The 20,289-nt window shown below is 65.5% G+C and carries 16 protein-coding genes; 4 read left to right on the top strand and 12 right to left on the bottom strand.

The window, feature by feature from the left end; genetic code table 11:
- The first annotated feature begins 32 nt into the window (after positions 1–32).
- Positions 33–794, top strand: coding sequence for a transporter substrate-binding domain-containing protein (locus tag N5C28_RS08790; RefSeq protein WP_279821683.1), 762 nt, complete (start codon positions 33–35; stop codon positions 792–794).
- An 18-nt stretch (positions 795–812) separates the two neighbouring features.
- On the opposite strand, the gene N5C28_RS08795 is transcribed toward N5C28_RS08790, so the two are convergent.
- Positions 813–1,295, bottom strand: a complete 483-nt coding sequence (locus N5C28_RS08795) for a GreA/GreB family elongation factor (protein ID WP_279821685.1) — start codon at positions 1,293–1,295, stop codon at positions 813–815.
- Positions 1,296–1,385: 90 nt separating this feature from the next.
- The gene (yccS, locus tag N5C28_RS08800; protein WP_279821686.1) at positions 1,386–3,566 is read right to left on the bottom strand and encodes a YccS family putative transporter; all 2,181 of its coding nucleotides are present in this window, start codon (positions 3,564–3,566) and stop codon (positions 1,386–1,388) included.
- A gap of 288 nt (positions 3,567–3,854) precedes the next feature.
- On the opposite strand from yccS, the gene ald reads away from it, so the two are divergent.
- A complete protein-coding gene (ald, locus tag N5C28_RS08805) occupies positions 3,855–4,988 on the top strand; it encodes an alanine dehydrogenase (protein WP_279821687.1) in 1,134 nt (377 codons plus the stop codon).
- Positions 4,989–4,992: 4 nt separating this feature from the next.
- On the opposite strand, the gene N5C28_RS08810 is transcribed toward ald, so the two are convergent.
- Positions 4,993–6,177 carry an NAD(P)/FAD-dependent oxidoreductase gene (locus tag N5C28_RS08810; protein ID WP_279821688.1) on the bottom strand — a complete coding sequence of 395 codons (1,185 nt, stop codon included), beginning with the start codon at positions 6,175–6,177 and terminating at the stop codon, positions 4,993–4,995.
- Positions 6,178–6,492: 315 nt separating this feature from the next.
- Between N5C28_RS08810 and N5C28_RS08815 the strand changes: the two genes are divergently transcribed.
- Complete coding sequence (locus tag N5C28_RS08815) at positions 6,493–7,224, top strand: transporter substrate-binding domain-containing protein (protein ID WP_279821689.1); 732 nt, start codon at positions 6,493–6,495, stop codon at positions 7,222–7,224.
- Positions 7,225–7,227: 3 nt separating this feature from the next.
- Here the strand turns inward: N5C28_RS08815 and N5C28_RS08820 are convergent, their stop codons facing one another.
- Entirely contained in the window at positions 7,228–8,463 is a 1,236-nt protein-coding gene (locus tag N5C28_RS08820; RefSeq protein ID WP_279821690.1) for a diguanylate cyclase, read from the bottom strand.
- A gap of 71 nt (positions 8,464–8,534) precedes the next feature.
- The gene (gene dbpA, locus N5C28_RS08825; RefSeq protein WP_279821691.1) at positions 8,535–9,914 is read right to left on the bottom strand and encodes an ATP-dependent RNA helicase DbpA; all 1,380 of its coding nucleotides are present in this window, start codon (positions 9,912–9,914) and stop codon (positions 8,535–8,537) included.
- Positions 9,915–10,075: 161 nt separating this feature from the next.
- Here dbpA and N5C28_RS08830 point away from each other — a divergent pair, with 161 nt between their 5' ends.
- Positions 10,076–11,224 carry a DUF1624 domain-containing protein gene (locus tag N5C28_RS08830; RefSeq protein ID WP_279821692.1) on the top strand — a complete coding sequence of 383 codons (1,149 nt, stop codon included), beginning with the start codon at positions 10,076–10,078 and terminating at the stop codon, positions 11,222–11,224.
- A gap of 137 nt (positions 11,225–11,361) precedes the next feature.
- Here the strand turns inward: N5C28_RS08830 and betA are convergent, their stop codons facing one another.
- The 7 genes from betA to N5C28_RS08865 form a co-directional block, all read right to left on the bottom strand.
- Positions 11,362–13,062 carry a choline dehydrogenase gene (gene betA, locus N5C28_RS08835; RefSeq protein WP_279821693.1) on the bottom strand — a complete coding sequence of 567 codons (1,701 nt, stop codon included), beginning with the start codon at positions 13,060–13,062 and terminating at the stop codon, positions 11,362–11,364.
- Between the two features lie 145 nt (positions 13,063–13,207).
- Positions 13,208–14,680: a betaine-aldehyde dehydrogenase gene (gene betB, locus N5C28_RS08840; RefSeq protein ID WP_279821694.1), complete on the bottom strand. Its 1,473-nt coding sequence runs from the start codon at positions 14,678–14,680 to the stop codon at positions 13,208–13,210.
- Positions 14,681–14,891: 211 nt separating this feature from the next.
- Positions 14,892–15,485, bottom strand: a complete 594-nt coding sequence (gene betI / locus N5C28_RS08845; protein ID WP_279821695.1) for a transcriptional regulator BetI — start codon at positions 15,483–15,485, stop codon at positions 14,892–14,894.
- A gap of 159 nt (positions 15,486–15,644) precedes the next feature.
- Positions 15,645–16,505: a glycine betaine ABC transporter substrate-binding protein gene (locus N5C28_RS08850; protein WP_279821696.1), complete on the bottom strand. Its 861-nt coding sequence runs from the start codon at positions 16,503–16,505 to the stop codon at positions 15,645–15,647.
- Between the two features lie 197 nt (positions 16,506–16,702).
- On the bottom strand, positions 16,703–17,647 hold the full coding sequence (locus tag N5C28_RS08855) for a choline ABC transporter substrate-binding protein (RefSeq protein ID WP_279821697.1): 945 nt from the start codon (positions 17,645–17,647) through the stop codon (positions 16,703–16,705).
- Between the two features lie 37 nt (positions 17,648–17,684).
- A complete protein-coding gene (locus N5C28_RS08860) occupies positions 17,685–18,566 on the bottom strand; it encodes a proline/glycine betaine ABC transporter permease (protein ID WP_279821698.1) in 882 nt (293 codons plus the stop codon).
- On the bottom strand, positions 18,559–19,764 hold the full coding sequence (locus tag N5C28_RS08865; protein ID WP_279821699.1) for a glycine betaine/L-proline ABC transporter ATP-binding protein: 1,206 nt from the start codon (positions 19,762–19,764) through the stop codon (positions 18,559–18,561). Before N5C28_RS08865 ends, N5C28_RS08860 begins: the two co-directional genes overlap by 8 nt.
- Between the last annotated feature and the right edge of the window lie 525 nt (positions 19,765–20,289).

The raw sequence follows: 20,289 nt of genomic DNA on the forward strand, positions 1-20,289 counted from the left end.
GCGGTGCGCCTTCGGCATAAGGTCCTGAGAACATGCATTCTGGCGTTCTGCGTAGCGTACTCGCGGCGTGCTTGGCGCTGTGGGTCGGCGTGGCCTCGGGCCGTGAGATCCTCGCGGTGGGCACGAGCTTTCCCGGTGTGTTCGAGCGTACCTCGTCGGGGGAGTACCGCGGCCTGGCCACAAGCGTATTGACCATCGCCCTGAAATCCATGGGGCACAGCGTGCGGTTCGAGCTGTATCCCTGGGCCCGGGCGCAGCGGATGGTCGAGCAGGGCCAGGCCGACGTGCTGATCGGACCGTACCGCAACCCCCAGCGCGAAACGCGCTTCGCCTTCGCCAGTGACGCCTTCTACCGCGACCGCATCGTGTTCTACCGGCACGCCAGCCATCGGCCGCACTGGTCGGGCAACTACCAGGACCTCAAGGGGCAGCGTATCGGCGTGGTGCGGGGCTGGTCCTACGGGACGGATTTTGACGCGGCGCGCTGGCAGCTCGACCTGGTGACGGTGGAAAGCGTGGAAAACGGCCTGCGCATGCTCAGCATCGGGCGCCTGGAGCTGCTGGCCAGCAACCAGCGCAACACCCGGCCGATGCTCCAGGAGCTGGGCCTGAACGACGAAGTCGCCGAACTCGCGCAGGAAATCGACACCCAGGACGGCTACTTCGCCTTCCCAAGGCTGCCCAGCCATCAGCCGCTGCGCGAGTCGTTCGACCAGACTTTCCGGCAGATGATCGACCAGGGACGCCTGGCCACCCTGGCCGCCTATTGGCAGGTCGACATCCCCACGCCGTGACGGTCCGCCGGGCGCCGACTAGCGAACGCGCAGCACCTCGAATACCTGAACACGCCCAGCGACCTGCACGCTGACCTCGTCGCCCTCGCGGCTGCCGAGCAGCGCCTGGCCCAGCGGCGCGCGTGGGCTGATGACGCGGATGTCCTGCCCCTCCAGGGATACCTTCATGCCGGCACCGTGCGGGCCGAGGAACAGGCACTGCTCGTCGCCTTCGGCATCCGCCAGCCAGACCAGTGCCGACAGCTGGATGCCCTGCTGCTCGTCGAACGTGCGCAGTACCAGGTGCTGCCAGGTGCTCAGCGCCTGGCGGATCTCCTCCACGCGGCGAGCCTGCCCGGCGGCCAGGTAGGAGGCTTCCAGCCCCAGCGTGTCGTACTTGTTCTCGGCGATGTTCTCTTCGTGGGTCGCGGTCTCGTACGCCGTCAGCGCCGCCCGCTCCGCATTCGCCAGGTCGGCGCGCAGGGTTTCGATGATCAGGTGGTGCAGCTGGGATTTGTCCACGGGGCGCTCGGCTGGCAGGAGGCGTGAGGGATTATCGGCGATCGCGGTGCGTCCTGGCAGCCCTGACGCTCGTCAAGGCTGCCACGGACCTCAAGCGGCTGCTGGCCGTCCCTTGATCAGGTGCGCCGCGAGGGTACGCAGCGGGCCGAGCTGGCGGCAGATCAGCGCCAGTTGGGTCTGCACCAGGCGCTGCGCGTCGTCGGCGTCGTCCGGCAGGCGTTCCAGTTCGCAGGCCAGCTGTTCTTCGGTGTCGCTGTGGATCGCCACGGCCTGCTGGTCGCGCAGGCCCCGGGAGATGTCGTCGAGGCTGTCGGCCAGGCGCGTGGCGCTCTGCATCAGGTGGGCCTGCTCGTCCGCCAGGAGGATTTCGCCGCGGTGCGCGCCCAGGCCCGAGAGGTAGCTCAGCAGGGTGTGGGAAAGCACCAGGAAGCGGAAGCCGATGTCGGCCTCCTTACGGAAATGCCCCGGCTCCATGAGCATGTTGCCGAGGGTGGTGGACAGCGCCGCGTCGGCGTTGTGGGCGTTGCGGCGGGCCAGGCGGTAGTCCAGGTTGTCGCGTTTGCCCTGGGCGTACTGCTGGATGATCTGGCGCAGGTAGGTGCTGTTGCAGCTCAGGGTATTGGCCACGACGCGGTTCAGGCGGCGGCCCTGCCAGTCCGGCAGGATCAGGAACACCGCCAGGCCGGCGATCAGGCTGCCGAGCAGGGTATCCACCAGGCGCGGCACGATCAGGCCGTAGCCGTCGCCCACCTGGTTGAAGCAGAACAGCACCAGCAGGGTGATGGCCGCCGTGGCCAGGGTGTAGCGGGTGCTGCGCGTGGCGAAGAACACCACGCCGGCCACCACTGCCAGCAGCGCCTGGATCAGCGGTGCGGGGAACAGGTCGATCAGCGCCCAGCCGAGCAGCAGCCCGATCACCGTGCCGCTGATGCGCTGCACCAGCTTCATGCGGGTCGCGCCGTAGTTCGGCTGGCAGACGAAGACCGTGGTCAGCAGGATCCAGTAGCCCTGTTCCGGGTGAATCCAGTGCAGCACGCCGTAGCCGGCCGCCAGGGCGATGGACAGACGCAGCGCATGGCGGAACAGCAGGGAGGTCGGTGTCATCTGCAGGCGCAGGCGTTCCCAGACGTCCTTGAACGATTGCGGCTCGCGGTCGAGCAGGCTGCTGTCCTGTTCTTCGGCCAGGGCGTCGGGGTTGCTGGCGTTGCCGAGCAACTGGTCGAGGGTCGCCAGGTTGCCGGTCAGTGCGTTCAGCGAACGCAGCAGGTGGCGCCAGGCCGGGTTGCTCTGCACCCGCAGGTGTTCCAGGGAGGCGCGCAGGTCTTCCAGGGCCTGGCTGCACAGCTCACGGTATTCGAAGGACTGGCGCAGCTCGATGGCCTGGGCCAGGCGCTGACAGGCCTCGCCGTGCAGGCGCAGCAGGCGCTGGCAGCGGAACAGCACGTCGCTGTGGAAGAACGCCTCGGCCAGTTCGTTGTAGGGGTAATGGGACGAGCTGGCGCGCTCGTGGATGTCCTGGGCCAGGAAGTACAGCTTCAGGTAGCGGCTGACCTTTGGCCCCGGTCGGCCGTTGCCGACCCGGTGCAGGATGATTTCCTTGGTGGCGTTCAGCGCAGCCACCACTCGACCGTTCTGCTTGGCCAGGGCCAGGCGCCGCTCTTCGACGTCCAGCTGGCGCAATGGCTCGAACAGCGCGGCCTTGAGCTTGAGGTACTGGCCGAGTTCGCGGAACAGCCGCGCCAGGCTGTGTTGCACCGGCTGGTTGGAGAACAGCGCGTTCCAGATCACCGAGAGCACGCCGTACCAGGCCGCGCCGGCCACCAGCAGCAGCGGTTCGAGCCACAGGCCGGCGGTGCCGCCGCGCTGCTCCACGCCGATCATGCTGTAGACCGCCAGGATCAGGGTGGCCGAGCCCAGGGTGGCGAAGCGCTCGCCCAGGGCGCCGAGCATGGTCAGGGCGAAAGCCGAGACGGCCAGGGCGCTGACGAACAGCCAGGGGTAGGGGAACAGGAATTCGACGGTGTAGGCGGCAGCCGTGAAGCAGCCCAGGGTCACCAGCAGGGCGCCCAGGCGGCCTTGCCAGCTGTCGTCGGTTTCCGCCAGGGCGCTGGCGATCACCCCGAGGAACAGCGGGATCAGGCTGTGCATCCAGCCCTGGGACCAGCACAGCAACAGGCTGCCACTCAGCGCGATGAATACCCGCAAGCTGTAGCTGAACTTGTCCAGCGCCCACAGACGGCGCAAAGAATGGCTGAGTGAAGTGGCGGGCATTCGAACGGCCTTGTTCCTCATCGATTAAGAGCAGACTAACGGAGTATTCGGACGCCTGGCACTCCCCCGGCGGCACCTTTTGCGGCGTGCGTCTCGTCGCGGCGGTTGCCGGCCTGTTCGGGCCGCCCTCCAAGTCGATTCACGCGCGCAGTGGCAGCGGTGCCGCTGCCGCATCTGCTGGGGCTTTCAGTGGATTTCCCTGAAATCCGAAGGCTATTCAGGTGGGCCGTGGCGTGCGGTTTTCTAGACTTTCCTCTGTCAATCCACGCAATTGCCCGGAGGTTTGCCATGCGAGTGGGTGTCCCCAAGGAAATCAAGAACCATGAGTACCGCGTCGGCCTGACGCCGCAATCGGTGGCGGAGCTCAGTGCCCTCGGCCATGAGGTCTGGGTCGAGACCCAGGCCGGCGCGGCGATCGGTTTCAGCGATGCCGACTACCAGGCGGCGGGTGCCCAGGTCGCCGCCACGGCCGAGGCGGTGTTCGAGGCCGCGCAGCTGATCGTCAAGGTCAAGGAGCCGCTGACCGAAGAGCGCGCCCGCCTGCGTGCGCACCACACCCTGTTCACCTACCTGCACCTGGCGCCCGATCGGCCACAAACCGATGAGCTGATGGGCAGCGGAGCGACCTGTATCGCCTATGAGACCGTGACCGATGGTAATGGGCGCCTGCCTTTGCTGGCGCCGATGTCGGAAGTGGCGGGGCGGATGTCGATCCAGGCCGGTGCCCATTGCCTGGAGAAAGCCCGCGGCGGACGTGGTGTGTTGCTGGGTGGTGTGCCGGGTGTGGCGCCGGGCAAGGTGGTGATCCTCGGCGGTGGGGTGGTGGGTAGCCATGCCCTGGCCATGGCGGTGGGGCTCGGTGCCGAGGTCGTGGTGCTGGACAAGAGCGTCGACGCCCTGCGCCGGCTGGATGCCCAGTACGGCAACCGGGTCACCACCCTGTATTCGACCCGGGCGGCAGTGCGCGAGCAGGTGCTGGCGGCGGACCTGGTGATTGGCGGCGTGCTGATCCCCGGTGCGGCGGCGCCCAAGCTGATCAGCGCCGAGATGGTGAAGCAGATGCGGCCCGGCGCGGTGCTGGTGGACGTGGCGATCGACCAGGGCGGCTGTGCGGAGACCTCGAAAGCCACCACCCATGCCGACCCGATCTACCTCGTCGACGAGGTGGTGCATTACTGCGTGGCCAACATGCCCGGCGCGGTGGCACGAACCTCGACCCTGGCCCTGAACAACGCCACGCTGCCCTTCGTCGTGGCCCTGGCGGAGAAGGGCACGCGCCGCGCCCTGGAGGACGACCCGCACCTGCTCAACGGCCTCAACGTGGCCCGCGGCGCGATCACCTGCGGCAGCGTGGCGGAGGCCCATGGCCTCGCCCATCAGTCAGCGGAGGGGGTGCTGGAACACCTGCGGGACGCGGGCTGAGCGATCACACGTACTGGGCAGCCGCGTAGCCGGACGCCCAGGCCCACTGGAAGTTGAAGCCGCCGAGGTGGCCGGTGACGTCCAGCACTTCGCCGACGAAATACAGGCCGGGCGACTTCAGCGATTCCAGGGTCTTGGAGGACACCTCGCGGGTATCGACACCGCCCAGGGTCACCTCGGCGGTGCGGTAGCCCTCGGTGCCGGCGGGCACCAGTTGCCAGTCCGCCAGTTGCTCGGCAATCGCCTTGAGTTCGCCCGGGGTGTACTGCTTCATCGGTTTGGAGACGAACCAACTGTCGGCCAGCAGCCCGGCCATCTTCTTGGTGAACAGCTCGGCGAGCAGGGTCTTCAGCTCACTGTTGGGGCGCTCGCGTTGCTGGCTGGCCAGCCAGTCCGGCAGGTCGATATGGGGCAGCAGGTTGATGCTGACGGTATCGCCCGGCTGCCAGAACGAGGAAATCTGCAGGATCGCCGGGCCGCTGAGGCCGCGGTGGGTGAACAGAATGTTCTCGCGGAAGCTCTGGCCGTTGCAGCTCACCAGGCAATCCTCCACCGAGGTGCCCGACAGCTCGCTGCACAGGGCTTTCAGCTGCGGGTCGGTGATCGTGAACGGCACCAGACCGGCGCGGGTCGGCAGCAGCTCATGGCCGAACTGTTTGGCCACCTGGTAGCCGAAACCGGTGGCGCCCAGGGTCGGGATCGACAGGCCGCCGGTGGCGATCACCAGGGATTCGCAGCGCACCGCACCGGCACTGGTCTGCAGGCGGTAACCGCTGTCGGTCTTCTCGACCTGCTCCACCGAGGTGTCCAGGCGCAGCGTCACACCGGCTTCGTTGCACTCGGCCAGGAGCATCTCGAGGATGTCGCTGGACTTGTGGTCGCAGAACAGCTGGCCGAGCTTCTTCTCGTGGTAAGGCACGCCGTGCTTGGCCACCAGGCCGATGAAATCCCACTGGGTGTAACGGGCCAGGGCCGATTTGCAGAAGTGGGGGTTTTCCGAGAGAAAATTGCTCGGCTCGCAGTACATGTTGGTGAAATTGCAGCGCCCACCCCCGGACATCAGGATTTTCTTGCCGGCCTTGTTGGCATGGTCGAGCAGCAGCACCTGGCGCCCACGCCCCGCGGCGGTGAGCGCACACATGAGCCCGGCGGCTCCGGCTCCGATGATGACGACCTGGGGTGTAAGCACGGCAACTCCTCGCGACCTGACTGCACCGCTAACGGGCGCAAAAACAGCGCGCATCTTACCTCAGGCGCAGGCCCGCAGCGTCCTGTAGACGGCACCGTCAACCGGGGGCTTTGGGGTCGTTTCGCTCATCGCTCGCACTCACCTGTCAGGCATCGTCGCTTGCCAGACGCTAACCAGAAGCCGGGGCCTTGTTCATTGTGGCGCGGCGTCTCGTCATGGCCGTTTCATTTCTGATACATATTGCAGGCGGGTGCGGGCTGATGTTTTGTTCAGCCGCAGCTAGTCTTGTTCCTTCGCCCTCCGCGGAAAACGCCCATGAATGGACTGCGTGCGTGCTGCCTCTTGTTGCTCTGGCCCGTCCTGGGACAGGCATCGGAAGCACTGCGCCTGGTGGCGAATCCCTGGCCGCCGTTCACCGATCAGCGTATGGCCAACGGCGGTGTGGCCACCGAGCTGGTGACCACCGCGTTGACCCGTGCCGGCTACCGCACGCAGTACAACGAAGTGCCGTGGGAGCGGGCGATCCGGGGCTTGCAGCGCGACGATTACGACGTGCTGGTCAACGCCTGGTACACCGATGAGCGCGCCCGCTTCGGCTATTTCTCGCAGCCGTACCTGATCAACCGGGTGCGCTTCATGCAGCGCAAGGGCGCGGGGATTCGTTACCAGAGCCTGGTGGACCTCTATCCCTACAGCATCGCGGTCGTCCGCGGCTATGCCTACTCCAGCGAGTTCGACCAGGACAGCCGGCTGACCAAGGTGGGGGTGCTCGGCTTCGAAACCGGCGCGCGCATGCTGCACGCCCGGCGGGTGCAACTGATGGTGGAGGACGAGCTGGTGGCGCGCTTCTACCTGGGCCGCGAGCTACGGTCGATTCGCAACGAGCTGGAGTTCCTGCCGCAGCCGTTGAGCGAGAACGGCCTGCACATTCTGGTCAGTCGCCAGCACCCGCAACACAAGGCGATTGCCGAGGCGTTCGACCAGGCGATCGAGGCCATGCACGCCGACGGCACCTATGCCGAGATTTTCGCGCGCCACGGCCTGTAGCGATCACTGCCAGTGGGTGCGTCCGCGGCCCTGGCGCTTGGCCTGGTACAGCCGCTGATCGGCCTCATGCAGCAGGCTTTCCAGGTCCTCCGGATGGCCGTGGTAGACCCCCGCACTGAATGACAGCGGCGGTGCATCCACCGCGTATTTCAACGTGCCGCAGTGCACCCGCAGCGCATCCAGCAGGCGGGCGAGACGCACGTCATCGAGGTGGCTGACCAGGGCGAATTCTTCCCCGCCCAGCCGTCCCACGAGGGTGTCCGGGAAGGCCAGGGACAGCGCCCGGGCGAAGGCCACCAGGGCCGCGTCGCCGCTGGCGTGGCCATGTTCGTCGTTGATGCGCTTGAAGAAATCCAGGTCGAGCATCGCCACGCTGAGGTTGCGGCCATCGCGCTGGGCCTGCTGGAACAGCTGCAGGCCTTGTTCGTAGAAGGCGCGGCGGTTGTTCAGCCCGGTGAGGGCGTCGAACTGGGCGGCCTGCTTCAGCGCGCGCATCAGGTCGCGGCGCTCCAGGGTGGAGATCACCCGGCAGTTGAGTTCTTCGGGGCAGAAGGGCTTGCGCAGGAAGTCATCGGCGCCGTGCTTGATGAACATGGCGCTGAGCGAGCCCTTGGTGTCGGCGGACAGGCCGATGATGATCAGCTCGTGCAGGCGCATCTTCTGCCGCAGGATCTTCACCAGCTCGAAGCCGCTGATGCCCGGCATGCTGTGGTCGACCACCAGCAGGTCGATGTCCGGCTGTTCGCGCAGGATACGCAAGGCTTCGTCGCCGTCCTGGGCATCGATGACCTGGAAGCGTTGCGGGGTCAGCACGTGGCGGATGAAGTGGCGGGTGGCCTCCGAGTCTTCGGCAACCAGGATCTTCACCTGGCTGTTGCTTTCCAGGCGGTGCAGCAGGCGGAAGGCGTATTCGTAGGAGTGCTGGCTTTCCTTGAGCACATAGTCGACTACGCCCTTGAGCAGCAGTTCGTCGCGGCGCTGCTCGTTGTAGGCACCGCTGAGGACGATGCACGGCAGGTTGTAGCGCATCACCAGGTCGACGCTTTCGCCATTGGGCGCATCGGGCAGGTGCAGGTCGACGATGGCGGCGAAGAACAGGTCGGCCGAGGTTTCCAGCATCACTTCGGCCTCGCCCAGGGAGGCACAGAATACCGGCTGCAGGTCGTACTCCTGGCGGAACAGGTGCTCGAGGATTTTCAGCACCATCGGGCTGTCTTCGATAACCAGGATATTGCGCATCGGAACCTCCGAATTGTCCGGGTGCCTGTCACGTCCCAGGCGCGGCGCCGCCGCGCGATCGTCCGCTGAGCTTACAGTGTTCTGACGCGCAACGAGCGCCCCTTGATCTTGCCTTCACTCAGGCGCTTGAGCGCCTGCTTGGCCACGCCACGCTCCACGGCGACGAAGGCCTGGAAGTCGAAAATCGCGATCTTGCCGACCTGCGCCCCGGGAATGCCCGCCTCGCCGGTGAGGGCGCCGAGGATGTCGCCAGGGCGCAGCTTGTCCTTGCGCCCGGCCGCGATGCACAGGGTGATCATCGGCGGCTGCAGCGGCTCGCCGCCCTTGGCTTTGAGGCTGCTGAGCGGGTGCCAGTTGAGCGGGCTCTTCTGCAGCGTTTCGATGGCCTGAGCGCGGTGCGCTTCGGCCGGCGCCACCAGGCTCATGGCCATGCCTTGCTCGCCGGCGCGACCGGTACGGCCTACGCGGTGGATATGGGTTTCCGAGTCGCGGGCCAGCTCCACGTTGATCACCATGTCCAGGGCATCGATATCCAGGCCGCGGGCAGCCACGTCGGTGGCCACCAGCACGGACAGGCTGCGGTTGGCGAACATTGCCAGAACCTGGTCGCGGTCGCGTTGCTCCAGGTCTCCATTCAGGGCCATGGCGGAAATGCCGTTGCCCTTCAGGTGGTCGACCACGTCCTGGCACTGCTGCTTGGTGAAGCAGAAGGCCACGCAGGATTGCGGGCGGAAGCTGGTCAGCAGCTTGACCACCGCGTCCAGCCGCTCTTCGGGGGCGATTTCATAGAAGCGCTGCTCGATCTGGGTGTCGTCGTGCAGGGTTTCCGCCTTCACCTGCTGCGGGTCGCGCATGAAACTGCTGGCCAGCTGCTTGATCCCGGCCGGGTAGGTGGCCGAGAACAGCAGGGTCTGCCGGCGGGCCGGGGTCTGCTGGATGATCTCGGCGATGCTGTCGTAGAAGCCCATGTCGAGCATGCGGTCGGCTTCGTCGAGCACCAGGGTGTTGAGTCCGTCGACCTTCAGCGTGCCCTTGGCCAGGTGCTGCTGCACGCGGCCCGGGGTGCCGACGATGATCTGCGCGCCGTGTTCCAGCGAGCCGATCTGCGGGCCGAACGGCACGCCGCCACAGAGGGTGAGAATCTTGATGTTGTCTTCGCCCCGCGCCAGCCGGCGCAGTTCCTTTGCCACCTGGTCCGCCAGCTCACGGGTCGGGCACAGCACCAGGGCCTGGCAGCCGAAGTAGCGCGGGTTGAGCGGGTTGAGCAGGCCGATGCCGAAGGCCGCCGTCTTGCCGCTGCCGGTCTTGGCCTGGGCGATCAGGTCCATGCCCTTGAGAATCACCGGCAGGCTTTGTGCCTGGATCGGTGTCATTTCGGCGTAGCCGAGGGACTCCAGGTTGGCCAGCATGGCGGCGGACAGGGGGAGTTTGGAAAAGGCGCTGGTGCTCACGGCGAAGACTCGGGGGTGATGAAACAGGCCGGCAGTGTAACAGCCGGCCCGCGTCGTGTCGGTGACTCGGCGCGTGCCTGGCGGATGACGCATGACGCGAAGGGCCTGGCATCGGCACCCTTGGAATGTAATAGTGTTTCATTGTTTCCAGAGAACCGTCCATGACCGCTGTACCGTCCACCCGCCTTCACTCGATCGACGCCCTGCGCGGCCTGGTCATCCTGTTCATGCTGCTCGACCACGTTCGCGAGACCTTTTACCTGCACCTGCAGGTGTCCGACCCCATGGACGTGACGACCACCGACGCGGGGCTGTTCTTCAGCCGTACCCTGGCGCACCTGTGCGCGCCGGTGTTCATCCTGCTCACCGGCCTGGCTGCCTTTCTCTATGGCGAGAAGTACCAGGGCCGCGCGGCGGTCTCCAGCTTCCTGTTCAAGCGTGGCCTGTTCCTGGTGGTGCTGGAGCTGACCCTGGTCAACTTCGCCTGGACCTTCCAGTTCCCGCCCAGCGTGATCTACCTGCAGGTGATCTGGGCCATCGGCCTGAGCATGCTGGCGCTATCCGCCCTGGTCTGGTTGCCGCGCGTGGCGCTGGCCGTGCTCGGCCTGGTGCTGGTCGCCGGACACAATCTGCTCGATGGTCTGCACTTCCCGCTGGACTCCTGGCTGCATGCGCCCTGGGCCGTGCTGCATGACCGCGGCTGGATCGAGGTTTTGGAGGGGCTGCGCCTGCGCACCTCCTACCCGGTGCTACCGTGGATTGGCGTGATCGCCCTCGGCTATGCCATGGGGCCCTGGTTCGCCCGGGGCAGCGATGCCCAGCAGCGTCGCCGCTACCTGATCAGCACTGGCGTGGGCGCGCTGGTCGGGTTCGGGGTGCTGCGCCTGCTCAACGGCTATGGCGAGAAACCTTGGTTCAGCGGTGACACCGCGGTGCAGACCCTGATGAGTTTCTTCAACATCACCAAATACCCGCCGTCGCTACTGTTCCTGGCGCTGACCCTGGGGATCGGTGTCCTGCTGCTGGTGCTGTTCGAGCGCCGCAACGAAGGCCGGTGGGTGCGCTGGCTGGCGGTATTCGGTGCCGCGCCGATGTTCTTCTACCTGCTGCACCTCTATGTATTGAAGGTGCTGTACCTGATCGCGGTGGCGATCTGGGGCACCAACCAGGGGCAGTACTTCGGTTTCGATGGGCTCTGGAGCGTATGGCTGGGGGCAGTGCTGCTGTCGGTGGCGCTGTACCTGCCGGTGCGCTGGTTCGCCCGCCTAAAGGCTCGGCGCCGTGACATCGCCTGGCTCAAGTACTTGTAGATGAGGCACTGAATGGTGGACACGCTTCGCGGTGTCCACCCTACGGCGGGCTCAGGTTCTGTGGGAGGGGCTTTAGCCGCGACTGCTCCCATGGGATCAAAAAAACTCGCGGCTGAAGCCCCTCCCACGATTCTCCGTCAGGCCGCTGAATGCTGGTCGCGCAGCGCCGGTTTGCGCACCGGCGTATCGCCGGCCACATAGTAGGGCGCCGTGCTGCGCGGCAGCGCCTGACGGCCGCGGATACGGTCGGCGATTTTCTCGGCAATCATGATGGTGGTGGCGTTGAGGTTGCCGGTGATGATCTCCGGCATGATCGACGCATCCACCACCCGCAGGCCCTGCACGCCGTGCACCCGGCCCTGGCCGTCGACCACCGCCATGTCGTCTTCGCCCATCTTGCAGGAGCAGGACGGATGGAACGCGGTTTCCGCGTGTTCGCGAATAAAGGCATCCAGCTCAGCATCGCTCTGCACGTGGGCACCGGGGCTGATCTCGCGGCCACGGTACGGGTCGAGCGCCGGCTGCGCCATGATCTCGCGGGTCAGGCGGATGCCGTCGCGAAATTCCTGCCAGTCCTGCTCATGGCTCATGTAGTTGAAGAGGATGCTCGGGTGCTGGCGCGGATCCCTGGATTTCAGGTGCACACGGCCGCGGCTCGGTGAGCGCATCGAACCCACGTGGGCCTGGAAGCCGTGTTCGTTCACCGCGTTGCTGCCGTTGTAATTGATCGCCACCGGCAGGAAGTGGAACTGGATGTTGGGCCAGGCGAATTCCGGCCGGGTGCGGATGAAACCGCCGGCCTCGAACTGGTTGCTGGCGCCGATGCCGTGGCCGGTGAACAGCCATTGCGCGCCGATCCCCGGCTGGTTCAGCAGCTTCAGCGCCGGGTACAGCGACACCGGTTGGGTGCACGCGTACTGTAGGTACATCTCCAGGTGGTCCTGCAGGTTGGCGCCGACGCCGGGCAGCTCATGCACCAGGTCGATGCCCAGGCTGCGGAGCAAATCGCCGGGGCCGACGCCGGAGCGTTGCAGGATCTGCGGCGAGGCGATGGCGCCAGCGCACAGCAGCACCTCGCGGCGGGCGTGAACGGTGGTGGCGCTGTTCGCGCTGCCCACCAGGTAGGCGACGCCGCTGGCGCGCGTACCGTCGAACAGGATGCGGTCGGTGGTGGCGTGGGTGACGATGGTCAGGTTCGGCCGCTCCCGCGCCTGGTCCAGGTAGCCACGGGCGGTGCTGGCGCGGCGGCCTTCCGGGGTCACGGTGCGGTCCATCGGGCCGAAGCCTTCCTGCTGGTAGCCGTTGAGGTCTTCCGTGCGCGGGTAGCCGGCCTGCACGCCGGCCTCGACCATGGCATGGAACAGCGGGTTGTTGCCGGCCTTGGGCGTGGTCACGCTCACCGGGCCGTCGCCGCCGTGGTAGTCGTTGGGGCCGATGTCGCGGGTCTCGGCCTTGCGGAAATACGGCAGGCAATCGAGGTAACTCCAGTCTTCCAGGCCGGGTTGCTGCGCCCAGTTGTCGAAGTCCAGGGCGTTGCCGCGGATGTAGCACATGCCGTTGATCAGCGACGAGCCGCCCAGGCCCTTGCCGCGCCCGCATTCCATGCGGCGATTGTTCATGTGGGGCTCGGGGTCTGTCTCGTAGGCCCAGTTGTAGCGCCGGCCCTGCAGCGGAAAGGCCAGGGCGGCGGGCATCTGGGTGCGGAAGTCCAGGCGATAATCCGGGCCGCCGGCTTCGAGCAGCAGCACGCTGACGTTTGCGTCCTCGGTCAGGCGGGTCGCCAGCACGTTACCGGCCGAGCCGGCACCGATGATGATGTAGTCGAATTCCTGAGGCATGGCTCCTCCTGCTGCCCGGGTGCGACTCGGGGCATGGTGTGGCGGTCCCGGTCACTCCGGGCGGCGCGGTGGCGGGTTGTGTGGAAGGGGCTTCAGCTGCGATAGGGTTCGCTGCTGAAGCGCCTCCCACAAGGCGGTGCGGGCGTCAGAACACCGAGGTGTAACCGCCCAGCTCGACCTGCACGGACTTGATCCGGGTGTAGTGCTCCAGCGTGCTCAGGCCGTTCTCGCGGCCGACGCCGGACTGCTTGTAGCCGCCCACCGGCATCTCGGCCGGCGATTCGCCCCAGGTGTTGATCCAGCAGATGCCGGCTTCCAGCTGGTGGATGACCCGATGCGCACGAGCCAGGTCGCGGGTCACCAGGCCGGCGGCCAGGCCGTAGGTGGTGTCGTTGGCGCGGCGGATCACTTCTTCTTCGCTGTCGTAGATGAGGATGCTCATCACCGGGCCGAAGATTTCCTCGCGCACGATGGTCATGCTGTCCTTGCAGTCGGTGAATACCGTCGGTGCGACATAGGCGCCGTTGGCGTGGTCGCCCTCGGTCACTCGTTCGCCGCCAATCAGCAGGCGCGCGCCTTCGCTGCGACCTTTTTCGATGTAGCCGAGCACGCTTTCCATGTGGGCGAAGCTGGTCAGCGGGCCGAAGTTGGTGGTTTCCGCCAGCGGGTCGCCCAGGCGGATGCGTTTGACCCGCTCCAGCACCTTGGACTCGAAGCGCGCTTGCAGCATGCGCGGCACGAACACCCGGGTGCCGTTGGTGCACACTTGGCCCGAGCTGTAGAAGTTGGCCATGACCGCGATGTCGGCGGCACGGTCCAGGTCGGCGTCTTCGAAGACGATCAGCGGCGACTTGCCGCCCAGCTCCATGGTCACTTCCTTGAGCGACGAGCTGGAGGCGCTGGCCATGACCTTCTTGCCGGTCTCGGTGCCGCCGGTGAAGGAAATCTTCTCGATCTGCGGGTGCTCGGTCAGCCACTGGCCCACTTCGCGGCCGCTGCCGGTGAGTACGTTGAACACGCCATCGGGCAAGCCGGCCTCGGTGTAGATCTCGGCCAGCTTCAGGGTGGTCAGCGAGGTGACTTCGCTGGGCTTGAACACCATCGCGTTGCCGGCGGCCAGGGCCGGTGCGGACTTCCACAGGGCGATCTGGATCGGGTAGTTCCAGGCGCCGATGCCGGCCACCACGCCCAGGGGTTCGCGACGGGTGTAGACGAAGGACGACTCGCGCAGCGGAATCTGCTGGCCCTCGATGGCGGGCACCAGGCCGGCGTAGTACTCCAGCACATCGGCACCGGTGACGATGTCGACATAGCGGGTTTCCGACAGCGGCTTGCCGGTGTCCAGGGTCTCCAGTTCGGCCAACTGGTCATTACGTTCACGCAGGATGTCCACGGCCTTGCGCAGGATGCGCGAACGCTGCATGGCGGTCATCGCCGCCCACACCTTCTGCCCCTTGGCAGCGCTGGCGACGGCCAGCTCGACATCCGCCTGGCTGGCGCGCTGCACCTTGGCCAGCACCTCGCCGGTGGCGGGGTTGATGCTGTCGAAGGTTTCGCCGCTGCTGGCGGAGACGTAGCGGCCACCGATGTAGAGCTGCTGTTCGTCGAAGCGGGGCATGGGCTGTCCTCTGGCAAGTGGTTTGGCTGAGAACAGGCTATTTTATTTATATTGAACGATCAATCAATAAAAACGACAGGGCGAACGCCAATCGCGACATGATCACCGTGGCCGGGGCTGTGGATAAGGCTGAAGAGCTCGGGGCTGAAGCCCCTCCTACAAGGGGCGCACACCCTCTTTGTGGGAGGCGCTTCAGCGGCGGCTGGGCGACCTAGCTGCCTGCCTTGCCCAACTGCAGGTCCAGGTAGTCGTAGGCGATGCGCATCGCCTGCTGGGTGTCGAAGGCCTCGCCGGACAGCGCGCCGCGCAGCCACAGGCCGTCGATCAGCGCCGCCAGGCCACGGGCTGCAGCACGGGCCTGCTCGCGGGGCAGGGCGCGGACGAACTGCCCGCACAGGTTGGAATACAGGCGGTGGTCGTTGATCCGCTGCAGGCGCTGCAGCGAGGGCTGGTGCATGCTGGTGGCCCAGAACGCCAGCCAGGTCTTCATCGCCGGGCCGCTGACCTGGGTTTCATCGAAGTTGCCGTCGATGATCGCGCGCAGGTGGGCCCGTGGCGTGTCTTCGCGCAGGGCGTTGCGCCGTGCACGCACGGCGTCGCTCAGGGCCTGCATCAGGTGGCGCATGGTGGCGTCGAGCAGGCCGTTCTTGTCCTGGAAGTAATGGCTGATGATGCCGTTGGACACGCCGGCGAGGCGCGCGATGTAGGCAATGCTGGCGTCGCTCATGCCGACCTGGTCGACCGCTTCGAGGGTGGCCGCGATCAATTGCGAACGGCGGATCGGCTGCATTCCGACCTTGGGCATTTGTCTCTCCGTGGAGGCGGGGTTCCGGTTGCGCGCAGTCTAGGCCGATTTTTATTGATCGATCAATCAACCTGGCCAGGTGCGCAAATGCAGGCCACCTCCTTCACGGAAACGAAAAAGCGGGCCGAAGCCCGCTTTTTCAATCACGCAAACGGTGGCTTATTTCAGCCACTCGGCCACGCGATCCGGGTTCTTCGCGATCCAGTCCTTGGCCGCGTCTTCCGGCTTCACGCCGTCGCGGATGGACAGCATCACCGCCCCCACTTCTTCGGCGCTCCAGGACAGTTTCTTCAGGAAGGCCGCGGCGTCAGGTGCCTTGGCTTCCAGGCCCGGGTTGGCCACGGTGTCGACGTGCTCGGCTTCACCGAAGACGTTTTTCGGGTCTTCCAGGAAGCGCAGCTTCCATTGGGCGAACATCCAGTGCGGAATCCAGCCGGTCACCACGATCGGCTTCTTGGCCTTCTCGGCACGGGTCAGGGCGGTGGCCATGGCCGGGCCCGAACTCGGCATCAGCTTGATGCTCTTGAGGTCGTATTCCTTGATGGCGTCTTCGGTGCGGCGCATCACGCCGGCACCGGCGTCGATGCCGGTGATCTTGCCGTCGAAGTCCTTGGCGTATTTCTCCAGGTCGGCGATGGTCTTGGCTTCCACGTATTCCGGCACGATCAGGCCGATCTTGGCGCCGTCATAGTTGGTGCCCAGGACGGTGACCTTGTCCTTGAGCTTCTCGAAATATTCGCCGTGGGTGGCGGGCAGCCAGGCGGACAGGGTGGCGTCCAGGTCGCCGCGGGCCACGCCTTGCCACATGATGGCCGGCTCCACCGGCTGCAGGGTGACGTCATAGCCCAGCTTGGTCTTGAGGATTTCGCCGGCGACATGGGTCACGGCGACGCTGTCGTCCCAGCCGTTGACGTAGCCGATTTTCAGGGCAGGTTTGTCCGCTGCCATGGCGCCGGACATGCCCATGGCCAGAGCGGCGACGCCCAGGCTTTGCAGGCAGAGGGTTTTCAGGTTGCGCATACGTGTTTGCTCCATCAGTGAGTGGCAGTTCGAATTGTGTTACTGGCTCGTTCTGATTGCGGGCCTTGCGGTCGTCGGCGTGCGCTAGCAGGGAACATTCCCTGTGGCCGGTCCGCGAGGAAAGCCGGTGCATCGGTTGCGGCGGCTTTACCAGGCCCACCCGCCTGATGCGGGTGGGCCGGGTGGGTGACGGGCGATTACAGCCCGACGTGTTTCTTCACAGCGGCGACGCCGTCCTGGCCGTCATAGGTGGTGACGCCGGCCAGCCACTTGTCCAGGGCTGCCGGGTTGGCCTTGATCCAGCTCTTGGCCACGTCGACCGGGTCCTGTTTTTCCAGGACCTTCTCCATCAGCTGGCTTTCGATCTCGACGCTGAACTGCAGGTTGTTCAGCAGCTTGCCGACGTTGGCGCAACGTGCCTCGTAGTCCGGCGGTACCACGGTGTAGACCTTAGCGGCGCCGTAGTCCGGGCCGAACACGTCATCGCCGCCTGACAGGTAGGTGATGTCGAACTGGGTGTTCATCGGGTGCGGGGCCCAGCCGAGGAAGACCACCGGCTCCTTCTTGCGCACCGCGCGCTGCACCTGGACCAGCATGCCGGCCTCGCTGGACTCGACCATCTTGAAACCGCCGAGGCCGTACTGGTCACCCTTGATCATTTTCTCGATCAGCAGGTTGCCGTCGTTGCCCGGCTCGATGCCGTAGATCTTGGCGCCCAGCTGGTCCTTGAATTTGGCGATGTCCTGGAAGCTTTTCAGCCCGGCTTCGGCCGCGTAGGTCGGCACGGCCAGGGTGTACTTGGCGCCTTCGAGGTTGGCGGTCGGCAGCACCTTCACGCCGTTGTCCTTGAGGAATGGCTCGATGACCGCGTCCATGGACGGCGCCCAGTAGCCGAGGAAGACATCCACCTGGCCGCTCTTCACACCGGTGAAGGCGATCGGCACCGACGCCATGATCTTGCGCGGCTGGTAGCCCAGGCCTTCGGCCAGGGTCATGGCCACGCCGGTGGTGGCGGCGATGTCGGCCCAGCCGATTTCGGCGAAACGCACCTGCTTGCAGCTTTCCGGTTCCTGCGCCCACGCACCTTGCACCAGTGCGCAGGACAGCAGGCCGGCGCCCGCCATTGCTTTCAGTTTGTTCATTTACGACTCCCTGTGTCCGTGAAAAGTGAGCTGTTGCTTACTGCCGTTGCAGCTTCGCGCTCAGCCAGCCGAACAGACTGCTGCGGTTGGCGGGTTGCGGGGTGCCGAAACTTTCAGTGATGCGGTCGAGAATGATGGCCAGCAATACGACGGCCATGCCGCTCTCGAAGCCTAGACCGATATCGAGGCGTTGGATGCTCGCCAGTACGTCGTTGCCCAGGCCACCGGCGCCGACCATGGAGGCGATGATCACCATCGACAGGGCCATCATGATGGTCTGGTTGACCCCGGCCATGATCGAGGGCATGGCGTTGGGCAGCTGGACCTTGAACAGGAGCTGGCGGCTGGTGCAGCCGAAGGATTGACCGGCTTCGACGATTTCCTTGTTGACCTGGCGGATGCCCAGGCTGGTCAGGCGCACCGCCGGTGGCATGGCGAAGATCACCGTGGCGATGATCCCCGGCACGCGGCCGAGGCCGAAGAGCATGGCCGCCGGGATCAGGTAGACGAACGCCGGCATGGTCTGCATGAAGTCGAGGATCGGGCGGATGATGGTCGCCACGCGCTCGCTCTTGGCCGCCCAGATGCCCAGCGGGATGCCCAGCAGCAGGCTGATCAGGGTGGCGGAGAAGGTCAGGCCCAGGGTGACCACGGTCTGTTCCCAGAAGCCGGTCATGACGATCAGGACGAACGACACCGCGGTGAAGATGGCGAAGCGCGCGCCGATGCGCCACAGGCCGAGGCCGACGAAGATGGCGATCAGCAGCCAGGCCGGCGGCAGCATCAGAATCTTCTCGATGGCCTCGGAGAAGCCGGCGACCACACTGCCGATGCTGTCGAAGGCACCGCTGTAGTTATCCAGCAGGTGCTGAACGACGTCGTTGACCCAGCTGCCCAGGTCGAGCTTCTTCTCACTCATGGGATTCTCCCTGCAGGCGGGTCAACAGGCGGCCCTTGCTGATGGCGCCACAGTAGTGACCGTGCTGGTCGACCACCGGGATCGGCCCCTCGTTGTCCACCAGGCGACCGATGACCTGGTCCAGCGGCAGGTCTTCCGGCACCGGGTCGATGTGCTTGAGCACGTTCGGTTCCAGGCTGCAGGATTCGCCGCCTTCGACCAGCAGGGCGATCTTCTCCAGGCTGATGGAGCCCTGGAAGTTGTTCTGCTCGTCGACGATGAACGCGTAGTGCTTGTCCAGCGCCTGCAGCTCCTGGCAGACCTTCTGCGCGTCGGGGGCGCGGCCGTTGTGCACGTAGAGCGGCACGCTGTCGGCCATCAGCTGGCCGGCGGTGAGGTAGCGGCTGGTGTCGACGGTGTCGAAGAAGTTGCGCACGTAGTCGTTGGCCGGGTTGTCGATCAACTCCTGGGGCGTGCCGACCTGAATCAGCTTGCCGCCTTCCATGATGCCGATGCGGGTACCGATGCGCATGGCTTCCTCGATGTCGTGGGACACGAAGATGATGGTGCGGCGGTGGGTCTTCTGCAGCTCCAGCAACACGTCCTGCATCTCGCGGCGCTTGAGCGGGTCGAGGGCCGAGAAGGCCTCGTCCATGATGATCATCGAGGGGTCGACGGCCAGGGCGCGGGCCAGGCCGACACGCTGCTGCATGCCGCCGGACAGCTCATGGGGGAACTTGTGGGCGAAGGTGTCGAGGCCGACCTGCTTGAGGACTTCCATGGCGCGCTGTTCGCGCTCCTTGCGGCCCTTGCCGGCGACTTCGAGACCGAACGCGGCGTTGTCCAGCACCGTGCGCGAGGGCATCAGGGCGAAGGACTGGAAGACCATGCTCATGTCGCGGCGGCGCAGGTCGATCAACTGCGACTGCGGCAGCTTGGCCACGTTCTGGCCGTCGATGTAGACGTTGCCGGAGCTGGGCTCGACCAGGCGGTTGATCAAGCGGATGAGGGTGGATTTGCCTGAGCCGGAAAGGCCCATGAGGACGAAGATTTCGCCTTCTTCAACGCTGAACGACACATCGCTGACGCCGATCACTGCGCCTTTTTCGGCGAGGATCCTGTCTTTGCTCCAGCCTTGCTTGAGCAAATCGATGGCTTCTTGTGGCTGTGGGCCGAAAACCTTGTAGAGATTCTCGACGACGATTTTTCCAGACTGCATGGGATTGTTCCCCTTCAGTAGACATCCAGACAGCTACACGGAACCCGCCGCGCGCCCGAAAGCGCTCGTCAGGTGATGCCGACTGTTCTTGCCTGTGTGGGTTTGCATGATTCCGAGGTTGGGACGGCGTTTCGCTTACATGCCAGCATGGGACACTCGGGCACCGCACAGGTTGCGCGCCGCGTGCAAAGAGAGCACAGGGCGTTACCTGAACGAGTGGATGAGTGAAACCTGCTATGCCGTGTTGCAAACCGCTTTCCGAACCCTCTGGCAGTTACGAAGCCCAATCCTTTGGGGTTTCACACCTCATTCCCGAGATGTGCGTACATCCGAAATTTCTTGTTGGGCTGGCGCCCGTCTGGGGGATGCCAGCGCTTATCTGTTCTTCGGTCCAGAGCGGTGGAGCTCCGGTCTGTCATCCCCGGTTCAGGGCGACAGCGACGAAATCGGCTGACTCAACGATATAGCCTTCCAGTCGGCGCAATTGTCGGTTTACGACTCTGACGTGTTGGGCGACGACATGGG

The sequence above is a fragment of the Pseudomonas sp. GD03944 genome (assembly GCF_029839275.1).
GTDB lineage: Bacteria > Pseudomonadota > Gammaproteobacteria > Pseudomonadales > Pseudomonadaceae > Aquipseudomonas.

Excerpts from the sequence above, each read along its gene's own strand:
- N5C28_RS08855 (WP_279821697.1), bottom strand. The coding sequence starts at position 17,647 with ATGAACAAACTGAAAGCAATGGCGGGCGCCGGCCTGCTGTCCTGCGCA.
- N5C28_RS08865 (WP_279821699.1), bottom strand. The coding sequence starts at position 19,764 with ATGCAGTCTGGAAAAATCGTCGTCGAGAATCTCTACAAGGTTTTCGGC.
- N5C28_RS08820 (WP_279821690.1), bottom strand. The coding sequence starts at position 8,463 with ATGCGCAATATCCTGGTTATCGAAGACAGCCCGATGGTGCTGAAAATC.
- N5C28_RS08850 (WP_279821696.1), bottom strand. The coding sequence starts at position 16,505 with ATGCGCAACCTGAAAACCCTCTGCCTGCAAAGCCTGGGCGTCGCCGCT.
- betA (WP_279821693.1), bottom strand. The coding sequence starts at position 13,062 with ATGCCTCAGGAATTCGACTACATCATCATCGGTGCCGGCTCGGCCGGT.
- N5C28_RS08815 (WP_279821689.1), top strand. The coding sequence starts at position 6,493 with ATGAATGGACTGCGTGCGTGCTGCCTCTTGTTGCTCTGGCCCGTCCTG.
- ald (WP_279821687.1), top strand. The coding sequence starts at position 3,855 with ATGCGAGTGGGTGTCCCCAAGGAAATCAAGAACCATGAGTACCGCGTC.
- N5C28_RS08830 (WP_279821692.1), top strand. The coding sequence starts at position 10,076 with ATGACCGCTGTACCGTCCACCCGCCTTCACTCGATCGACGCCCTGCGC.
- betI (WP_279821695.1), bottom strand. The coding sequence starts at position 15,485 with ATGCCCAAGGTCGGAATGCAGCCGATCCGCCGTTCGCAATTGATCGCG.
- N5C28_RS08790 (WP_279821683.1), top strand. The coding sequence starts at position 33 with ATGCATTCTGGCGTTCTGCGTAGCGTACTCGCGGCGTGCTTGGCGCTG.
- yccS (WP_279821686.1), bottom strand. The coding sequence starts at position 3,566 with ATGCCCGCCACTTCACTCAGCCATTCTTTGCGCCGTCTGTGGGCGCTG.
- N5C28_RS08860 (WP_279821698.1), bottom strand. The coding sequence starts at position 18,566 with ATGAGTGAGAAGAAGCTCGACCTGGGCAGCTGGGTCAACGACGTCGTT.
- betB (WP_279821694.1), bottom strand. The coding sequence starts at position 14,680 with ATGCCCCGCTTCGACGAACAGCAGCTCTACATCGGTGGCCGCTACGTC.